This is a genomic window from Celerinatantimonas yamalensis (assembly GCF_046054155.1).
Lineage (GTDB): Bacteria > Pseudomonadota > Gammaproteobacteria > Enterobacterales > Celerinatantimonadaceae > Celerinatantimonas > Celerinatantimonas yamalensis.
The window spans coordinates 568,423-587,558 of sequence record NZ_JBEQCT010000002.1; the positions used below are offsets into that span (position 1 = coordinate 568,423).

At 46.5% G+C, this 19,136-nt stretch carries 14 protein-coding genes, 4 tRNA genes and 1 pseudogene; 5 read left to right on the forward strand and 14 right to left on the reverse strand.

The genetic code is table 11. The annotated features are described in order from the left end of the window. Positions 1–16: 16 nt before the first annotated feature. From ABUE30_RS07070 to ABUE30_RS07080, 3 genes are read right to left on the reverse strand one after another with little or no spacing between them, the layout of a single operon-like run. Entirely contained in the window at positions 17–1,369 is a 1,353-nt protein-coding gene (locus ABUE30_RS07070) for an N-acetylmuramoyl-L-alanine amidase (protein WP_408623018.1), read from the reverse strand. 11 nt (positions 1,370–1,380) lie between these two features. Beyond that, on the reverse strand, positions 1,381–1,857 hold the full coding sequence (gene tsaE, locus ABUE30_RS07075) for a tRNA (adenosine(37)-N6)-threonylcarbamoyltransferase complex ATPase subunit type 1 TsaE (RefSeq protein ID WP_408623019.1): 477 nt from the start codon (positions 1,855–1,857) through the stop codon (positions 1,381–1,383). Then, positions 1,854–3,374, reverse strand: a complete 1,521-nt coding sequence (locus ABUE30_RS07080; protein WP_408623020.1) for an NAD(P)H-hydrate dehydratase — start codon at positions 3,372–3,374, stop codon at positions 1,854–1,856. The genes tsaE and ABUE30_RS07080 overlap by 4 nt, the downstream gene beginning before the upstream one ends. On the opposite strand from ABUE30_RS07080, the gene queG reads away from it, so the two are divergent. Then, positions 3,373–4,506 (forward strand): tRNA epoxyqueuosine(34) reductase QueG, encoded by a 1,134-nt coding sequence (queG, locus tag ABUE30_RS07085; protein WP_408623021.1) that lies wholly within the window; start codon positions 3,373–3,375, stop codon positions 4,504–4,506. The genes ABUE30_RS07080 and queG overlap by 2 nt on opposite strands. An 89-nt stretch (positions 4,507–4,595) precedes the next feature. Here the strand turns inward: queG and ABUE30_RS07090 are convergent, their stop codons facing one another. The 3 genes from ABUE30_RS07090 to ABUE30_RS07100 all read right to left on the reverse strand — a co-directional run bounded on the left by ABUE30_RS07090 (position 4,596) and on the right by ABUE30_RS07100 (position 5,789). Next, positions 4,596–5,105, reverse strand: a complete 510-nt coding sequence (locus ABUE30_RS07090; RefSeq protein WP_408623022.1) for a GNAT family N-acetyltransferase — start codon at positions 5,103–5,105, stop codon at positions 4,596–4,598. A 29-nt stretch (positions 5,106–5,134) separates the two neighbouring features. Next, entirely contained in the window at positions 5,135–5,617 is a 483-nt protein-coding gene (locus tag ABUE30_RS07095; RefSeq protein WP_408623023.1) for a GNAT family N-acetyltransferase, read from the reverse strand. A gap of 96 nt (positions 5,618–5,713) precedes the next feature. Further along, positions 5,714–5,789: transfer RNA gene (locus tag ABUE30_RS07100), tRNA-Gly, on the reverse strand. A gap of 248 nt (positions 5,790–6,037) precedes the next feature. Between ABUE30_RS07100 and ABUE30_RS07105 the strand changes: the two genes are divergently transcribed. After that, a complete protein-coding gene (locus ABUE30_RS07105) occupies positions 6,038–7,837 on the forward strand; it encodes a cation:proton antiporter (protein WP_408623024.1) in 1,800 nt (599 codons plus the stop codon). Between the two features lie 23 nt (positions 7,838–7,860). On the opposite strand, the gene ABUE30_RS07110 is transcribed toward ABUE30_RS07105, so the two are convergent. Then, a complete protein-coding gene (locus ABUE30_RS07110; RefSeq protein ID WP_408623025.1) occupies positions 7,861–8,682 on the reverse strand; it encodes a shikimate 5-dehydrogenase in 822 nt (273 codons plus the stop codon). 108 nt (positions 8,683–8,790) lie between these two features. Between ABUE30_RS07110 and sgrR the strand changes: the two genes are divergently transcribed. Further along, complete coding sequence (gene sgrR, locus ABUE30_RS07115) at positions 8,791–10,560, forward strand: HTH-type transcriptional regulator SgrR (RefSeq protein ID WP_408623027.1); 1,770 nt, start codon at positions 8,791–8,793, stop codon at positions 10,558–10,560. A 29-nt stretch (positions 10,561–10,589) separates the two neighbouring features. On the opposite strand, the gene pnuC is transcribed toward sgrR, so the two are convergent. Both pnuC and katG read right to left on the reverse strand, forming a co-directional pair. Continuing rightward, positions 10,590–11,330, reverse strand: coding sequence for a nicotinamide riboside transporter PnuC (gene pnuC / locus ABUE30_RS07120; RefSeq protein ID WP_408623028.1), 741 nt, complete (start codon positions 11,328–11,330; stop codon positions 10,590–10,592). A gap of 223 nt (positions 11,331–11,553) precedes the next feature. Further along, on the reverse strand, positions 11,554–13,731 hold the full coding sequence (gene katG / locus ABUE30_RS07125) for a catalase/peroxidase HPI (RefSeq protein WP_408623029.1): 2,178 nt from the start codon (positions 13,729–13,731) through the stop codon (positions 11,554–11,556). A gap of 344 nt (positions 13,732–14,075) precedes the next feature. On the opposite strand from katG, the pseudogene ABUE30_RS07130 reads away from it, so the two are divergent. Further along, positions 14,076–15,567 (forward strand): annotated as a pseudogene (locus tag ABUE30_RS07130) (aldehyde dehydrogenase family protein). 195 nt (positions 15,568–15,762) lie between these two features. Here ABUE30_RS07130 and ABUE30_RS07135 read toward each other — a convergent pair. The 5 genes from ABUE30_RS07135 to orn all read right to left on the reverse strand — a co-directional run bounded on the left by ABUE30_RS07135 (position 15,763) and on the right by orn (position 18,005). Next, positions 15,763–16,638: a hypothetical protein gene (locus tag ABUE30_RS07135; protein ID WP_408623030.1), complete on the reverse strand. Its 876-nt coding sequence runs from the start codon at positions 16,636–16,638 to the stop codon at positions 15,763–15,765. A gap of 423 nt (positions 16,639–17,061) precedes the next feature. Continuing rightward, a tRNA-Gly gene (locus tag ABUE30_RS07140) sits at positions 17,062–17,137 on the reverse strand. Positions 17,138–17,159: 22 nt separating this feature from the next. Further along, positions 17,160–17,235, reverse strand: a tRNA-Gly gene (locus tag ABUE30_RS07145). 23 nt (positions 17,236–17,258) lie between these two features. After that, positions 17,259–17,334, reverse strand: a tRNA-Gly gene (locus ABUE30_RS07150). Between the two features lie 119 nt (positions 17,335–17,453). Further along, entirely contained in the window at positions 17,454–18,005 is a 552-nt protein-coding gene (orn, locus tag ABUE30_RS07155; protein WP_408623031.1) for an oligoribonuclease, read from the reverse strand. A gap of 83 nt (positions 18,006–18,088) precedes the next feature. Between orn and rsgA the strand changes: the two genes are divergently transcribed. Next, positions 18,089–19,132 carry a small ribosomal subunit biogenesis GTPase RsgA gene (gene rsgA, locus ABUE30_RS07160; RefSeq protein ID WP_408623032.1) on the forward strand — a complete coding sequence of 348 codons (1,044 nt, stop codon included), beginning with the start codon at positions 18,089–18,091 and terminating at the stop codon, positions 19,130–19,132. The last annotated feature ends 4 nt before the right edge of the window (positions 19,133–19,136 follow it).

Genomic DNA, 19,136 nt, shown 5'->3' on the forward strand with positions numbered 1-19,136 from the left:
GCTCTTGCCAATCCAATTAGCTTTTCGGAATAATCAATACCTGTCCAATCGCTAATCTATTATTTTTCAACTGGTTGGTTTGTTTAAGTGCATCGACAGAAGTTTGATAGTGTTTCGCTATAAGTGATAATGAATCACCTCTTTTCACCACATATTTCACTTTTCCATAGTGCAACGCATACCAGGTTCCAAGCGGCGGATGCTGACGATAATACTGACGTACGCCGGTAAAAATTGCATTGGCTATCCGTTGCTGATGGCGTGGATTGTTCAGCTCGCGCTCCTCTCTAGGATTGGTGATGAATCCGGTTTCCACCAGCATGGAAGGAATATCAGGCGCTTTAAGTACGGCTAGACTGGCATGTTGCGGTTTATCTTTATGCATATAGGTCACTCGCCGCAACTGATTGACAATATCAGTGGCAATCAAAAATCCAGAGTTCATTGAGTGATCCATGCTCATATCTAATAAGGCATGGGCAAGATATTGGTCGTTCGGCGTTGTTTTAAGCACTTCACCGGCCCCACCTAATAGCTCAGTCGGCTGTTTACTTTGGTCCAACCAACGATTAATTTCTCGGTTAGCGCGCCGTTCCGATAATACCCACACCGATGCCCCATGGGGCTCTGGCGAAGAAAAACCATCCGCGTGAATAGAGATCAGCATATCGGCATGATCTTGACGCGCAATTTGCGAGCGCTTATCCAGTGGAATAAAGTAGTCTGCGTTACGGGTCAGCATCCCTTTCAGGCCTTTTTCACGGTTGAATAAGGCTGCCAGACGCTTGGCAATCGGCAACGTAACATTTTTTTCGTAGATACCATTTGGACCTATCGCACCCGTATCTTTACCACCATGGCCAGCATCAATGACAATAATAATGTCACGCTGATTTTTACTCGCTACCGCTTCAGTTTTTACCGGCTTACCCGTTGAAGCGGAAGCTGCCTGTGGCGCCGGACTGTTATCAGGCAAGTCAATCACTAACCGTGGGCTTGATTGTTTGGTCGCCGGCAATGGAAATACCGCCGGCTTGACGCGCCGAGACAGATCGAGCACTAAGCGAAAATCATGCTTCTTTGGCGGATTACTCTGGCGTAGCCGCTTTAACAATTTACCCCAAATTTTGATTTTGCTAAGCGTCACGCGATTATCTGTATCCGCTAGATCAACCACCAGCCGATCCGGATGACGAAGACGAAAAAAACTAAACTGAGGATCTTTATTTAGCTCAAGGACCACTCGGGTATGTCCAGAACCCGACCACACTCGAATATCACTAATTTGATTGGATTGCGCATAGGTGGTGGCACTGATAATCAGCATCACCACCGCGAAGACCCCTTTTTGTAACCACCGCTGCATCATAGATTATGTTATTAACCAGAAATTGAACGTTCTGAGAGTAACTGATTGAGTAATCGTTCTCCCGCGGGCGTATCAGCGCAGCACTGAGCCATGCGTGCCTCCTGCTGATACGTTAAGGTGATAGTCAGATCCGCTTTGCCTAACATTCCAGCACCTTTTTCGGGCCATTCAATAACGGCCACTTGGCCTGGCCCAAAATAATCACGAATACCGATAAACTCAAGTTCTTCAGGATCAGCTAATCGATAAAGATCAAAATGATTCACCTGCCAGTTCGCCAGTTGATAGGGTTCAACCAAGGTATAAGTCGGACTTTTCACGTTGCCTTGATGACCTAAGCCTTGCACTATCCCTCGCGTTAACGTGGTTTTCCCAGCCCCTAAATCACCATGGAGAAAGATACACAGCGCTTCACTGATGCTCTGTGCAATCTGCCGTCCTAGCGCCACGGTTGCCTGTGAATCTGCTAATTCAATTTGCCAATTCATCTTTTCTCTTCATCTTCCGGATTTACCAATGCCCGAATAGCGGGCAATAGATCGCTTGCCAACATTCCCCGTTCACCTGCTAATGCGGCTACATCAGCAGCTTGACCATGGATGCAAACCGCCAAACAAAGCGCATCAAAAGCAGGAACATGTTGTGCTAACAAGCCGCCAATCATACCTGAAAGTACATCCCCCATACCACCACTGGCCATACCCGGATTGCCAACCACCATTAAGCGCACACGTCCATTAGGCTCAGCGACCAAAGAACCCGCCCCTTTCAGTAAGGTGATTGCCTGATAACGCGCGGCTATGGCTCGCACGGCGGCAAACCGGTCTTGTTCGATATCTGCTACCGAGCACTTAAGCAACCGCGCGGCTTCTCCCGGATGAGGCGTTAGTATCCAATTATCCCTAACCAACGGTGATTGGGCCAGTAAGTTGAGACCATCCGCATCAAGTACCAAGGGTTGTTCACAAGCGGTGATCTGCTGAAATAACCACTTTGACCAATCACTTTGCCCCAGTCCGGGCCCTAATACCAGCACATCAGCACTGGATACGACGCGCTTGAGCGATGCTTCATCGTTTAAAGACACGTTCTGAGCCATCAGCTCAGGGCGATTATTCAACACAATCGGTAAATGTTCGCCGTGAGTCACCACATGAACCAATCCAGCCCCAACTCGCTGGCAAGCTTCAGCGGCTAGCCGAATCGCCCCTGGGGTGCCCAAATCGCCCCCAATCAAACTGACGCGTCCAAACAGCCCTTTGTGGGCGGTGCGAGCACGCGGCGATAACCACGATTTCAATTGAGAATAATCAAGACGCTCAAGATCATCTTTGGGCCAATCGACAAGCTGGTTTGAGAGTCCTAAATCAGAGTAATAAAGTTCACCGCAGTAGTTCGCCGCTTGACCGGTCAGTAGCCCTTGTTTAAGACCAATAAAGGTAAGCGTTACGTTCGCACGAAGCGCTACGCCAAGCGCTTGACCGGTGTCAGCCGATAATCCCGATGGGATATCTAGTGCTAAAACCGGCGCTGGATGATCATTCAACGTCTGAATTAACTGCGCGGCATCACTGCGCACTGCGCCGGTAAGTCCTGCGCCAAGTAATCCATCGACAATCACATCAACCACAGTTAATGCAGCAATATCAGTGATTGATACAATGCCCTTCGGCAGTGCCACCCAAGCTTGACGCGCTTCATCGGGAAATCGGTCGGGATCGCCATGCAGTAACAAACTGACCTGATACCCAGCTTGATAAGCCAAGCGAGCAATCACTAACCCATCGCCACCATTGTTACCACCTCCAACCACAATCAACAGCTTTTGCGCGTTCGGAAAGCGTGCTTGTAGCAGCGCAAAGGCACTTTCACCAGCGCGCACCATTAACTGGTAAAGCGACACCCCCGCATCAGCAGCCAATTGCGGCTCGGCCTGCTTCACTTGTTCGGCAGTCCATAAAGAATGTGGTAAAGTCGCCGTATAATTTTCCGTTGTATGAATCATGCTTCAAGATCCTAACTTCGACTTTCATCAATTAGCTCAAGATATCAAGCGCTGGGGCAAAGAGCTAGGTTTTGCCCAAGTGGCCATTACTGACACCGATGTGAATGCCCACCAACAATCCTACCGCGATTGGCTAGCTAAAAACTACCATGGACAAATGGCATTCATGCAGCGTAATCAGGAGTTGCGAGCAGATCCCACCAAGCTGCATCCCAATACACTGCGCATTATTAGCGTGCGAATGAACTATTTGATTCCTCAAGCGGGCTTTGCAGCAACGCTTAGCGATCCGCAACGTGCCTATATCAGCCGTTATGCCTTAGGTCGAGATTATCATAAACTCTTACGCAAGCGCCTCAAACAGCTCGGTGAACAGATCAAAACCGTCTATCAAGACCTCGATGCACGCCCTTTTGTTGACTCAGCGCCGATCATGGAACGTCCCATTGCTGAAAAAGCGGGGCTCGGTTGGACAGGTAAGCATACGCTGCTGATCAATCAAGATGAAGGGTCATGGTTTTTTTTAGGTGAATTACTAGTCAATCTGCCCCTACCTGTTGACCAACCAGTAAGCACCAATTGTGGCAACTGTGTAGCGTGTATGACGCAGTGTCCTACCCAAGCGATCATCGCGCCCTATCAGGTTGATGCCAAGCGTTGTATCTCTTATTTAACCATCGAAAATGATGGCCCGATCCCGGTCGAATTTCGCTCTTTAATGGGCAACCGGATTTATGGCTGTGATGACTGCCAACTCGTGTGTCCTTGGAACCGAGAAAGTTCATTGACAAAAGAGGCTGATTTTACCGCTCGCCATGAACTGGATAAAGTCACCCTGTTAGAATTATGGAGTTGGGATGAAGCAACCTTTCTGAAACGAACCGAAGGTTCGCCGATTCGCCGAATTGGCTATCAACGCTGGCAACGCAATATTGCCGTGGCACTAGGAAATACACCCGCTTCAGCGCGAGTATCTGAAGCGCTAAGGACAAACCGTGATAACGCAGAACCACTGGTGCAAGAACATATCGACTGGGCGCTTGGTCAACAGCAACAAAAATTAGGTCAAATGACCCGGCAAACTCATCGTTTAATCCGCATTATTGAAAAGGGACTGGCGCGTGATGCTTAAATTAGGTACCTAATATCGAGCGCCGCAGCGGCTAAAGACGAGAACCAGCAAGTTTTAAGCCTTTGGGCTACGCTGCCTTTTGGCGTTAGTTATGCGTTGGATGCCACGATGCTGAAGTTATCTAACCCTTCACGTTGATAAAGATCAACATCCTTTTCAGCGATCATTCCCAATTTACGCAGCACGGCTTTAGAGGCAACATTTTCGTGCACTGAAACACCATATAATTTTGAATGTTTGGTATTTTCGAAAAACCACGTGACTAATGCTTTGGCAGCTTCTGAAATATAGCATTGACCTTCAAACTCTCTTGCAATACCAAATCGAATATCCACATAGTCAGGGTTTGGAGCGTATTCAGCACCGACAAACCCCAACTTAACTTCCGGATTTTCTGACAAACAAATGATGAATGTACCAAAGTCATTTACATCCCAGTGATTGATTCGATTGACCAGATAGTCATTTTGCTGCTCTTTGCTATAAGGCGCTTCGTTTGGAAGAAATTTTGTTTGCGTAGGGCAAGATAAGATGGTGCTAAATATATCCAAATCATCAATGTTTGGTTTTCGAAGAATTAATCGATCCGTTTCAATCAAAACTCTATTCCTTTTGATAATAGCGGCAGTTATTGGCCTAACTCACATAGATACCACGTGTCACAATTGCTGTGCCCTGTCATACCCAGAGGCGCGTTTAAACGCACAAAACCATTACGCCGATAGAGCTTTTGCGCACTATCCATATGGGCCAGTGTTTCTAAGTAGCATTGCTGATAGCGTTGGCGGGCAAATGTGAGGCACTGCGTCATCAATTGTTGCCCTAATCCTTGACCTCGACCTGCACCGAGCAAGTACATTTTTTGTAATTCACAGAGTTGCTCTGTCCCATCTAACGGCCCGATACCTGCACCGCCTAAAACCTCGCCATTATCATCCAGCGCAACCCAATAACTGCGATCAGCGCCTTGATAAAACTGACTGAGTGATGCTAAGTGCGGATCGGCGCAGGCATACCCCGCACCGACGGCACCAAATTCAGCTAACACATCCCGCACAATCGTGGCGATAGCGAGGTCATGCTGAGGTTGAATCAATTCAATAGTGGCCATGAGATCTCCGATACGAATGAACACTCGCCCAAAAGCCGTGCGTAGCATAAATCCGGCAAATTAAAAAAGCCCTGTATCTGCAGGGCTTTTTTAATTTGGAGCGGCACACGAGGTTCGAACTCGTGACCTCGACCTTGGCAAGGTCGCGCTCTACCAACTGAACTAGTGCCGCAATATAACGCCTTACTGATGAAGTATCTATTTGATAAGCGTCAGTATTTTAAATGAGTCTTAAAAAATATGGGAGTTATTATGGCCAGCTTTGCTGCTTCTCGCAAGTCATTTTTGCTGGCGCGTCACCGACCTTGAATGTCGTCCACGGCTTAACCATCATAATAAATATAATTTTATATCGTGTGCAACTTGACCCCCCAGATTATGCTAGCTAGGATTTGCCTGACACTCACAAGAGCGAAAATAATGACTGAACTAGCCCCGGCTATCTCACTGATTGCCGCAATCTCACTGGCTGCCCAATGGATTGCTTGGCGCCTCAAACTCCCAGCTATTCTTTTTTTACTAGCAGCAGGTCTACTGCTTGGACCTGTTAGTGGCATATTAAATCCTGATCAATTACTCGGGCCGTTGTTATTTCCATTGGTTTCAGTAGCCGTTGCGATCATATTGTTTGAAGGTGCTTTAACGCTGCGCTTTAATGAAATTCGCGGTTTGGTCAAAGTGGTTTGGAATTTGGTCAGCCTTGGTCTCATCAGTACTTTTGTTATTCTCGCTATTGCCTGTCACTTATTGTTAGGGATCTCCAGTGAGGTGTCGTTACTTTTTGGCGCGATCATGGTTGTTACGGGCCCTACTGTAGTCACTCCAATGCTGCGCACCATTCGGCCACGCTCCGAGTTAGATAAAATCCTGCGCTGGGAGGGGATCATTATCGATCCATTAGGCGCTATCTTTGCGGTCTTAATGTTCGAATTTGTCATCGTTCAAGCCTCTCAAGAAGCGGCCGTACATGGTTTAACCATTATTAGTAAAACCATCGGATTAGGTGGAACTCTCGGGCTCGGCGCTGGCTACGCCATTGCCGAGTCATTAAAACGCGGTTGGTTGCCATTGTACCTGCGTAAATTTGGTGTGCTTGCCATTGTCCTGCTGGCGTACGCTTTAAGTGAGCATTTGCAACATGAATCAGGTTTATTGACGGTCACCGTGATGGGCATGGTGCTGGCCAACCGCTCAGATGTTGATATTGCTGACATCATAGAATTTAAAGAGGATCTGTCGGTTATTTTAATTTCGGCGCTCTTTATTTTGTTGGCCGCTCGGGTCAACCTTGATAATTTGCTTGCATTAGGTTGGCCTTTATTAGCGCTGTTAGCCGTGGTGCAGTTCATTGCCCGGCCTTTTGGCGTACTCATTAGCGCTTACACCCCTAAACTCAGCTGGCGAGATCGCGCTTTTTTGTCATGGATTGCCCCACGAGGAATCGTTGCCGCGGCCGTCAGTTCACTGTTTGCACTGCGCCTCGAGCAAGCCGGGATTGCCGACGCCGACAAGTTAGTATCACTCTCTTTCGCTGTGATTATTGCCACAGTGGTTTTGCAAAGTTTAACGGCTGGTCCCATTGCAAAATTATTAGGCGTCGTGCAGGAAACGCCTCGAGGAGTGTTGTTAATCGGCGCTAACACATTATCGCGGGCCATTGCCAAAGCCTTGCAAAAGGCCAATTTTGAAGTGCTTTTAGCCGATCCGGTATGGGAGAACTATCGACTCGCCAGAATGGACGGACTGAATGTGTATTATGGCAATCCACAATCAGAGCAAGCGGAAGCGACACTCGACCTCTCTTCAATTCGCCAAGTGTTTGCGCTGTCGCCAAACCGCCACCAAAATGCGATTGCGATTACCCACTTTGCGTATCTGTTTACCCCAGAGCAGGTCTATTCAATCCGCTCGACCCAGGGAAAAGGATTTGCTAATCAAGAAAGCACGACGTTTCGCGCGCGTCAGATCCTATTTTTAGAAGATTGTACCTTTACCAAGTTAAATACGTTGATCAAACAGGGCTGGCAGGTCAAAGCCACCAAGCTCAACGAGGCCTTTGATTGGCAAGATTATCAGCAACGGCAAAAAGACGCGTTACCGTTGTTTATCATCGATCAAAAAGAGGTTCTCACACCAGTGACTGACGCCGAGCAAACGCCACAACCGGGAGAAACACTGATCGCTATCTCGCCACCAAGCGAGCCTAAAATGACCAGCTAAACATCTTCCCGGCCAATGCCTACCTACTGCGCGGCTCGAGCATAGCGAGCTGCTTGTTCAAACAAGTTCAATTCAGGGCGAACCCCAGTATAGAGGGCAAATTGCTCAACCGCCTGCAAGGCAAATACTTCGCTACCGGTAATAATCGTTTTGTTGCGCTGTTTGGCAAGCTCAATCAGCGGCGTTTTAGAGGGGCTAGCCACCACGTCAAAGATCACTTGCGCACTATCCACTCGCGCCTCACTAAAAGCCAATACCTGTGCATCCGCGCCAGTCATGCCCAGCGGTGTGGCATTAACTAATAGGTCTGCAGCGCAGTCGTCGGCACTTGCTGCCCACTGATAATCGTATAATTGAGCCAATTTACGCCCAGCTTGTTCATTGCGCGCCACAATAACGCCTTGGCGAAAGCCAAGATGATGGAGCGCGCCGGCAACAGCTTTGGCCATGCCGCCACTGCCTTGCAACGCAAAAGTGAGTTGATTGGAAACCTGATAGTCTTTCAGTAGCGTTTCGATTGCCAAGTAATCGGTGTTATAGGCCTTTAAATAGCCATTGTCATTGACGATGGTATTCACTGATTGGATCTGCGCCGCCGATGGCATCATCTCATCAACTAACGCTATCACATCCTCTTTAAAAGGCATCGAAATGGCGCAGCCGCGTACCCTAAGTGCCCGCACCCCTGCAATGGCCGCCGCTAAATTATCAGTGGTAAACGCTTTGTAGAGGTAATCCAAATCCAGCGCTTCATACAGGAAATTATGAAAACGCGTCCCAAAATTTCCTGGGCGAGAGGCCAGTGACATACAGAGGATGGTATCTTTGGTAATTTGACGAGTCATTTGGGTGATCCTTTTTCAATCAATGAGTCTACTTGCATGAATCACCAGCATGCCTTAAATTGAGGAAATTAAAAATGGTTAGGATCGTTGAGAGTTTGTTCCTCCTTTATGTTGCATCGCCGAATATTACACTACTACGTACAACTACTTGAGCATTATGCGCTGGATGCCTGTGATGTGACCCTCGCTGAACTAGCCGAATTATTCAGCTGCACGCCCCGTCATGTTCGCGCGCTGCTCAAACAAATGCAACGTCAAGGTTGGGTCAGTTGGCAGGCGAGTATCGGTCGAGGGCATCGTTCTATACTACAATGCCTTATCAGTCAAAAAGAGCTTCAACAGCAACAACTGCGTCAATTAGTTGAACAAGGAAAGCTTGCCGAAGCCTTGCAACTGGCGGGAGAAGCGCCCCAGCAATTGCATCAACGATTAGTTGAAAAACTAGGCTTTAGCACTCAGCATGGCCAACAAATTCTGCGTGTCCCCTACTATCGACAGATGCCAAATCTTGATCCTAGCCAGTGGTTACGACGCTCGGAACACCATCTATTGCGACAAATTTTTAATGGTCTAACACGATTTAAAGAAGAGACCCCTTATGTAGGCGCTGATTTGGCACACCATTGGCATCAGCGCGATGCACTGACATGGCAATTTTATCTGCGCCCAAGTGTATATTTTCACAATGGCCAGCGCCTGCAAGCTGAAGATATCGTGGCATCATTAATTCGCGCGCGATCCCACGCATTGCTATCGAATATTCAGCAGGTGCAATGTGCGGCCGGCCAAGTGACAATTAAACTCAGCGAGCCCTTGCCTAACCTACCCTTGTTGTTAGCACTGCCCAGCGCATTGATTACACCAGCCAATCAGGCGGAAATTGCCAATTTTGCCAGTCATCCTATCGGTACTGGCCCATATCAAGTGATTAAAAACGATGCTTGGCACCTGAAATTTCAAGCCTTTGAGCACTATTTTGGATGGCGCGGTCTTCTCGATGAAATTGAAATCATTCACTTGCCAGACGCTTCGACATCATCTGATCACACTCAACAACCGCCCCTCATGCATGGACCTTCGGCATGGTTAAGTTCAAGATGTAGTGATGATGCGCAGTTTCAGTCCCGCTCCATCACACCAGAACAACCATCATCAGTCTCAACTCAAGAAATGTTTCTGGAGCAAGGCGGGTATTTTTTACTCTGTGATAGTGTCAGCCCCCTTTGGCGGGAACCATCACAACGCTGTTGGCTCCAACAATTGTTAAATCCCTACCAACTTGCGACTCACTTATCCCCAAACTTTCGTCACCTATGGGTACCGACCACTAGTTTGTTGCCAAGCTGGCACCATCGTTTAATGACAAGCCCATCCTGCTCGCCGTTTACTGATATGGATACCTCCTCGTGGGGAAGCATAACGCTAGGCTTTTACGCCGATCACCCTGAGTTTAAGATGCTCGCACACATCATGCGCCAATGTTTAGCCACCCAACAAATTCATCTTAAGATTATCGAACTGCCCTATTCCCAATGGGTTAACGCTCAGGCGCAGGTCGATATTTGGTTGGGAACCGTTAATTTTCCAGCGCCAGAGGCATGGCATGTGGGAACTTGGTTACTCGCTACTCCGCTGCTTCGTCAAATGATAAGCGGCGGCGATATGCAACAATTAGAAATTTGGCAGCAACACTGGCAAAATGGTCAATACAGCTCCGAGCAGCTACTTGCCAAAATTGTTCAGAGTGGCTGGCTACAGCCACTCTTTCATCATTGGATGAAATTATCAGGCCCCAAACAAGCACATGGATTTCATCTCAATAATCTGGGTTGGTTTGACTTTCAGAGTACTTGGTTTGAGCCGCCCTCATTAGCATAGCGCGGCTTCACTGCTCAATGTTATAACCTCTAATGAGCCCTGTTAGATGGCAGCTCAATGGATCGATACCAGTTATAGGTGCCATAGAGACTATTGCCTAGATAGGCAACCCACATCACCAGCACCGCATAAGCTTGTGGATTAAACTCTCCGGCAACAACCCACATCCATATCGACAGGATATTGACCACAATCCAACCAAGCCACTGCTCCCAGTAACCCTTCACCATTAGAATCATGGCAAAAATACTGATCACATTGGTGGCCGAGTCCACATAAGGCATCGCATCATTGGTGTAACGCACCAAATAAAAACCATAAATAGCAATCGACAGTCCCATCAGCACTAAGTAGATAACACTTTGACGCAACGTCAATCCTTGTACTTTCACTTCACTCGATTGCATATGCCGTGACCACCAATAGGCACCGATAAATTGAAATGGAAAATAGACTAAAAAGTTCAGAGCCGCATCACCATAGTAGGTTGAATAATAGGCTGCCGCACCATATAAAAATGCGTTAACCAAACCAAACTGAAAGTTGGAAAGCTTACGCATATTGATTAAAAAGACACAGATAATCCCAGTCAATCCCGCTAAAATATACACGAGCCCTAAGCTAGTAAGATGCAATAATGAACCATCAATAATTGAGGGCATCATCACCGCAAGGCATAAGATCAGCAACGTCAATTTTTGCTTACCGGTTAAATCAATAAAATCAGAGATTACTAACTTGGGGTTAAATGCTCGAAGTGTCGCGTTCATCGATCATCCTTGAAGGAAAGCCATTATAAGGGTGTGATCGATTCTATAGCGAGGTCTCAAAAAAGGAAGCATTTTTCATGCAATGGATAATATCGGCGTATCGCAACTTAAGTATGCTGATCATCAATATATCCAGCACAGCATCGGTCATTCTGCCCCAAATACAAAAGCGCACCCCCTTGGCTGCGCTTTATATAAAATACTACCAATGTTTAAAATAACGTTACGCAAGATCGAAGCGATCGAGTTCCATCACTTTCACCCATGCTCTGACAAAATCATCAACAAACTTTTGCGAAGCATCATCGCTGCCATACACTTCAGCCAATGCGCGAAGCTGTGAATTAGAACCAAACACCAAATCAACACGCGTCGCTTGCCATTTCAGCTCACCACTGTTGCGATCATGGCCAGCAAAAATAACTTCATCATCCGATTGAGCACTCCAAACCGTGTTCATATCCAATAGATTCACAAAGAAATCGTTGGTTAGTGACTCTGGGCGGTCAGTTAATACACCATAATCGCTGTTATCGGCATTAGTATTTAACACGCGCATACCGCCGACCAATACGGTCATCTCTGGTGCAGTTAAGCAAAGCAGTTGGGCTTTATCCACCAGCAACGCTTCAGCGGTCATATTTACACGCGGCGCTTGTTGGTAGTTTCTAAAACCATCAGCAATAGGCTCAAGGTAACTGAACGAGAGTTCATCAGTTTGTTCTGCGCTAGCATCCATCCGTCCTGGCGTAAACGGCACCACAATCTGGTGATCCGCACTTTCTGCTGCCTGCTCAACCCCCACGCCCCCCGCTAACACAATAAGATCGGCTAACGAGACCTTTTTACCATCTGTTTGCGCTTGGTTAAACTGCTCGCTGATATCGTCTAACACCTGTAACACAGTCGCTAATTGATCCGGCTGGTTAACCATCCAATCTTTTTGCGGAGCTAAGCGTATCCGCGCCCCATTGGCCCCGCCGCGCATATCCGAGCCACGAAATGTTGCAGCAGATGCCCAAGCAGTCGAAACCAACTCACTGACCGATAAGCCGCTGGCGCGGATCTGAGCTTTAAGAAACTCAATATCATCAGCATCAATCACCGGATACACAGCCGCAGGGATCGGATCTTGCCAAATCAACTCTTCTGCAGGCACGTCTGGGCCAAGATAGCGGCTACGAGGTCCCATATCACGATGAGTTAATTTAAACCATGCTCGTGCAAACGCATCGGCGAACTGCTCAGGATTTTCATAAAAACACCGTGAAATTTTCTCATAGGCAGGATCAATTCGCAGCGCCAGATCCGTTGTCAGCATGGTTGGGCGATGTTTTTTGCTCGCATCATGTGCATCTGGTACCGTGTTATCAGCATCTTTAGCAACCCATTGATGAGCACCTGCAGGGCTTTTTGTCAATTCCCACTCATAGCCAAACAAGTTTTCAAAAAAGTTATTGCTCCACTGCGTTGGCGTGGTCGTCCACGTCACCTCAAGACCACTCGAAATGGTATCGCCTGCTTTACCCGAACCATATTGACTCTTCCAGCCTAAACCTTGCTCGGTCAAACCCGCTTTTTCAGGGTCGTCACCGACCAGTGCTGCATCGCCCGCACCATGTGTTTTACCAAAGCTATGCCCCCCGGCAATAAGCGCAACCGTTTCTTCGTCATTCATCGCCATACGAGCAAATGTCTCACGAATATCCGTGGCAGCCGCTAGTGGATCAGGATTGCCATTAGGCCCTTCAGGGTTGACATAAATAAGACCCATCTGCACCGCTGCTAGAGGGTTTTCCAGCTCACGCTCACCGCTGTAGCGCGTATCATCAAGCCAGGTGGTTTCGTTACCCCAGTAGACATCTTCCTCCGGTTCCCAGATATCTGCTCGTCCCCCAGCAAAACCAAAAGTCTTAAAGCCCATCGACTCAAGTGCCACATTACCGGTCAAAGTCATCAAATCAGCCCAAGAGATCTGCTGACCATATTTTTGTTTAATCGGCCATAATAAACGCCGAGCTTTATCTAAGTTAACGTTATCAGGCCAGCTATTCAGAGGGGCGAAGCGTTGACTCCCCGTTCCACCACCACCACGACCATCATGCACACGATAGGTCCCGGCGCTATGCCACGCCATACGGACAAACAGGGGACCATAGTGACCAAAGTCAGCAGGCCACCAATCCTGAGAATCAGTCATCAATGCACGCAAGTCGGCTTTGAGCGCATCTAAATCAAGATGCTTGAAAGCTTCAGCATAATCAAACTCAGGCGCTAAAGGATTCGATTTCTGGGTATGTTGATGCAAAATTGACAAACGGAGTTGATTTGGCCACCAATCTTTGTTCGTCGTCCCGCCACCAGCACTGTGATGAAATGGACACTTGCTCATATCAGCCATGCACTCTCTCCTGCTTTTTATATTTGATAATAGAAGTATAGATATAAACGCCTAACGACTAACCCACAAATTAATTTTATCGAACGCATTAATAGCCCCTGACTATAAACATAAAATAACTATTTATAATCAATAAGTTATTGTTATTCACTAGTTTTTTAAAGTCAAAAAACTCTTACAAATTTGAGTGATAGATCAGAGAAGTAAACATTGGTGGCATATCGGATGATAAAAAATCGCTTCATATAAATTAATTTTAATATTTCATTTAACCAACAAAATAAACACAACAAAGATACAAACAAAAGGTATGTGACAAGCAAATAAAACAAAGGAGAGCGGTGATAATTTACGCCAAACTAGGGGCAATCAATAGCCTTATGACCTTTGCACACCAATATGAAAACTATATTAGAGGAGAGTGGATTCCCCCAATCAACGGTCAGTATTTCAATAATAGTAGTCCTGTCGATGGGCAGATTTTCTGTCGAGTGCTCTGTTCAACACATGCAGATATTAAGCTCGCACTTGATGCCGCCCACCGCGCCAAGGCTAGCTGGGCAAAAACATCGGTCACCGGGCGCTCTAACCGATTGCTAAGACCGATCGTCTCGAAGCAAACCTAGAAGCGTTAGCAGTTGCCGAAACATGGGATAACAGTAAAGCAATTCGAGAAACACTAGCCGCTGATATCCCACTCGCTATCGACCATTTCCGCTACTTCACCGGTTGCATTTGAGCTCAGCAAGACCATGCCGCCGAACTCGATGAATACACGGTTTCCTATCATTTTCATGAACCACTTGGTGTGGTCGGACAGATCATTCCATGGAATTTTCCAATCCTCATGGCAGCGTGGAAACTGGCTCCGGCACTTGCCGCAGGTAATTGTGTGGTGTTAAAACCTGCAGAGCAAACGCCTACCTCTATTTTAAAAGTGATCCGCATCATTGGCGACCGCTTCCCCAACGGCGTTATCAATATTATCAACAGATATGGCAACGAAGCAGATCAAGCACTAGCAAGTAGCCCTCGCATCGCTAAAATCGCGTTTACGGATTCCACGCTGATTGGCTCACATATTTTAAAATGTGCAGCCGATAATATTATCCCATCCACCGTTGAGCTCGGCGGAAAATCCTCCAACATTTATTTTGCCGATGTCCTAAAGCAAGAAGAAGCCTTCATTCAAAAAGCAGTTGAAGGATGAGTGTTAGCTTTATTTAACCAAGGTGAAGTGTGTATCCATCACGAGCACTCATTCAAAGCTCGATGTATGATGAATTTATCAAGCGAGTTTTGCTCTCGACCAAGCAGATTAAGCAAGGAAATCCACTCGATTCCCCCCCAAAATAGGCGCCCAAGCATCACAGGAACAATTCGATAAAATCATCCACTATATGGAGATTGGTCGACGTGAAGGCGCAGAGTTTCTAATCGATGGTAAAGCGAATGTCCTCAGTGACTTTAGCGATGGCTTCTATATTCAGCCAACTTTACTCAAGGGACAAAATCATATGCGGGTATTCCAAGAGGAGAGCTTTGGGATGGTGGTTGGGATTACGACTTTTGATGATGAAGCAGCGATCGCTAACGATACGGCTTAGGCGCAGGCATCTGGAGCCGTGACATAAATTTGGCCTATCGAATAGGGCGCAATATTGAAGCGGGGCGAATTTGGCTAAATTGCGACCATCAATACCCTGCCCATGCCGCTGTCGGTGGTTATAAAAATCGGGGATTGGCCAAGAAACCCATAAAATGACATGAGAGCAATATCAGCACACCAAAAATATGCTCGTCAGTTATGACATCAACCCTTTAGGATTTTTCTAAAACCTCGCCAAGATAAGGGATGACAGATTGTAATCCCTTATCTTATTCGGATCGATCACCGCTATTATGGGTCGCTAAATCATTTCGCAGTTACATGCGCTTAATCAACCGTTCGCCCACCTCGAATCACCGCGTTATCAACGATAATCACAGCGTAATAACATATTGAATGATCACTGCACTATATTTCAATTGCTAAGACAGGCTACTGATTGAAAAACGTGTTTCTTTGGTGGCAATTTTCCCCACTAGTCGATTCAATTTTGCTTTGATACTTCGCTCGCGGATAACAGTTGGATATACGATAAAATCATCTGGGCTGAACCGTTCAATATCCTCATCAAGCGTTGACCTGGTTAACATTGAGTACATAAAAAATGACCGGATCATGTCGTTCCAGTGTGCTTTATTCCCCCAATAATGAGCAATATTTTGGGTTGCCGCTTGTAATCCTAATTGTTGTTCAATGACCACTGAGAAAGCGAACTGCTCTAACAGACGGCGCCGACAAGATGTCTCACACATTGCATCGCACACATTAATAGCTGACTGGATCGTCTCAATCGCTTTATTCCCAGGAAGGGCAATGACGCCAGCATTCCACATGACAGATTGTCCATCGATGGTTAGATCACCGTATTCATACCCACGCAGTGTTTTACACATATTCTTGTGAGTTTTGCCAGACAATTGAGACAATGCGCCTTCACATTCATGCATAACTCCCATTCCAGCTTTTAAATGATTTTCAATGCTAGCAATGCCTTTCACATATATCGTATCTGAATCTACATAAAGCAGATCATCACCATTGCAATGCAAAGCAGCTAGCTCAATGGCCTTCATTTTAATACGCCAAAAGAAATCATGTGGACCTCGCCAATCAACTAATTGTTGAGGTTCCAAGACAATGAGTTCAATACGATTAGCAAAATACTGATAAAACGAGGGGCGATCGGTCACAACAAAAATGCGAGAGAGTGCGTTGCTTTTCAAAAAACTTAAAATAGAAAAAGATGCTTGATAGTGATTTTCAATATTATCCCCGAAAGTCACAACAACTAGGTTCATTTTATTTTCCCTAATAAAATACACAGTTAGATATCCGTTCCTTTACAGCTTTTTGAGTTAATGATGATAGCCGTAAAACGAATGAGTTCGTATTGTATCGATATAATAAAAATTAATATACTCTTAGATAAAGAACACAAACTTTCTAAAACTATTCATCAGCAAGTTGCGGTGCGATTTTCATTCCATGACCTATCAACATCATTCAATCCACGCTGATGGATCGCGAACATTGATCGTGCTGAAAGTAATACGATAATGCATTGCAAAGACACTTCACAGCGACAGCGGGACGACCTAATAGAGCTTCAACCAATTATTAAATCTTTTAAAGGAGTGGTATTGGTGATAAGTGAAACGGAGCAAATACAGCGATCTTACAAGTTGAATTATGCAGGTAAATTGAAGTGGAGAATTAAAATTTGGAGCGGCACACGAGGCTCGAACTCGTGACCTCGACCTTGGCAAGGTCGCGCTCTACCAACTGAGCTAGTGCCGCATAAGTACTGTTATAACAAATTTGGAGCGGCACACGAGGTTCGAACTCGTGACCTCGACCTTGGCAAGGTCGCGCTCTACCAACTGAGCTAGTGCCGCATAAATGCTGTTATAATAAATTTTGGAGCGGCACACGAGGCTCGAACTCGTGACCTCGACCTTGGCAAGGTCGCGCTCTACCAACTGAGCTAGTGCCGCTTTGTAATAGCAAAAAAGACTAAGTTCTCATGCCTTACAGGGCTGCGAATTATACGAGAAATTTCTCCATTGGCAACCCCCTTTTTCGTTTTTTTTAGCAATTTCAAGCTAACTGATTATTATCCATTCAATTTGAAAAACGTTTGCTGGTAATGGCGTAATTCTTCAATCGATTCACGAATATCATCAAGTGCTAAATGCGTACCCGTTTTGTGCACGCCCTCGAGCAACTCAGGTCGCCAACGTCGAGCCAGCTCTTTAATGGTACTAACATCGATATTGCGATAGTGGAAAAACTGTTCTAATTCTGGCAGATGAATGCTCATAAACCGCCGATCTTGACCAATCGAGTTACCACACATCGGCGAAACGCCCTCAGGGAGCCACTGTCTAACAAAGGCTAAAGTCTGCTGCGCCGCTTCAAGTTCATCCATTTGGCTTCGCTGCACGCGTGCCACCAACCCTGAACCAGTATGAGTGGTAGTACACCACTCATCCATCATTGCCAAAGTTGTATCATCTTGGTGAATCGCTATTACGGGCCCCTCAGCCAACACTTTGAGCTGTGAATCGGTAACAATTGAGGCAATTTCAATCACTTTGTGTTGCAATGGATCAAGGCCGGTCATCTCCATATCGATCCAAATTAAGTTATTTGCACTTACCGTCATAATTCACCTTTTCACTAAAATTTTCTGTGAGACACAATTGCGCTATGATAGACCTTTATTCCAACCATTGAAAAGCGACAATTGTGGCTAAAAAGAAACGACTCAATCAGGGTCAACAACGTCGAATGCGAGCCAATGCGCAAAAACGCCTGAAGCAAACGGACGCATTTGAATGGAGTGACGATCAACTCGGCGCCGCAGAAGATGGCGTGGTAGTGAGCCGCTTTGGCCAACATGCCGATATTCAAGCGGCTGATGGTGCAGGCGAAATAGTTCGCTGTAACATTCGCCGCTCCATTTCTTCATTAGTTACCGGGGATGAAGTCCGCTGGCGACGCGGCCATGAAAGCCATTCGGGCATCAAAGGCGTCATTGAAGCGGTGCAAGAACGTCGATCACAGTTAGAACGCCCCGATTATTATGATGGACTCAAGGCTATTGCGGCCAATATTGATCAAGTGATTGTGGTCAGCGCTCTGAAACCTGAGTTTTCCAGTGATATCATCGACCGCTATCTAGTCGCAATTGAAGCCACTGGGCTAACACCCATTTTACTGCTCAATAAGATTGACCTGTTCGATGCCGCGCAGCGCACGCACATTGAGCCAATATTAGATGAGTACCGTGCCCTAGGGTATGCCATTCTCACGGCCAGTAGCCATAGTGAAGATGGTTTAGAAGAACTCAAAGCCCAGCTTCACCATAAAACCAGTGTCTTTGTTGGACAATCTGGTGTGGGTAAATCGTCACTGGTCAATGCGCTATTACCGGATATACAAGCTGAGACAAAAATTGTTTCAGAAAATTCTGGATTAGGTCAGCATACCACCACCACAGCGAGGCTTTATCCATTACCTGACGGCGGACGACTGATTGACTCCCCCGGCATTCGGGAATTTCAGTTGTGGCACTTAGAAGCAGAACAAGTTACGGATGGTTTTCGTGAGCTGCGCAATCTGCAGGGGCTATGTAAGTTTCGTGATTGTAAACATCAAAGCGACCCAGGCTGCGCATTTATCGCTGCGCTCAAACAAGGAAGTATCAGTAAACGTCGCTATCAGAGTTATCTGCGTATTTTGCAGAGTATGGAACAAAACCGCCCCACTCGGCACATCCCACCCCATTGATTTT

Bases quoted from the DNA above. Each gene is read 5' to 3' on its own strand.
- ABUE30_RS07080 (WP_408623020.1), bottom strand. From the start codon at position 3,374: ATGATTCATACAACGGAAAATTATACGGCGACTTTACCACATTCTTTA.
- tsaE (WP_408623019.1), bottom strand. From the start codon at position 1,857: ATGAATTGGCAAATTGAATTAGCAGATTCACAGGCAACCGTGGCGCTA.
- katG (WP_408623029.1), bottom strand. From the start codon at position 13,731: ATGGCTGATATGAGCAAGTGTCCATTTCATCACAGTGCTGGTGGCGGG.
- ABUE30_RS07110 (WP_408623025.1), bottom strand. From the start codon at position 8,682: ATGACTCGTCAAATTACCAAAGATACCATCCTCTGTATGTCACTGGCC.
- ABUE30_RS07105 (WP_408623024.1), top strand. From the start codon at position 6,038: ATGACTGAACTAGCCCCGGCTATCTCACTGATTGCCGCAATCTCACTG.
- sgrR (WP_408623027.1), top strand. From the start codon at position 8,791: ATGTTGCATCGCCGAATATTACACTACTACGTACAACTACTTGAGCAT.
- ABUE30_RS07135 (WP_408623030.1), bottom strand. From the start codon at position 16,638: ATGAACCTAGTTGTTGTGACTTTCGGGGATAATATTGAAAATCACTAT.
- queG (WP_408623021.1), top strand. From the start codon at position 3,373: ATGCTTCAAGATCCTAACTTCGACTTTCATCAATTAGCTCAAGATATC.
- ABUE30_RS07070 (WP_408623018.1), bottom strand. From the start codon at position 1,369: ATGATGCAGCGGTGGTTACAAAAAGGGGTCTTCGCGGTGGTGATGCTG.
- orn (WP_408623031.1), bottom strand. From the start codon at position 18,005: ATGACGGTAAGTGCAAATAACTTAATTTGGATCGATATGGAGATGACC.
- ABUE30_RS07095 (WP_408623023.1), bottom strand. From the start codon at position 5,617: ATGGCCACTATTGAATTGATTCAACCTCAGCATGACCTCGCTATCGCC.
- pnuC (WP_408623028.1), bottom strand. From the start codon at position 11,330: ATGAACGCGACACTTCGAGCATTTAACCCCAAGTTAGTAATCTCTGAT.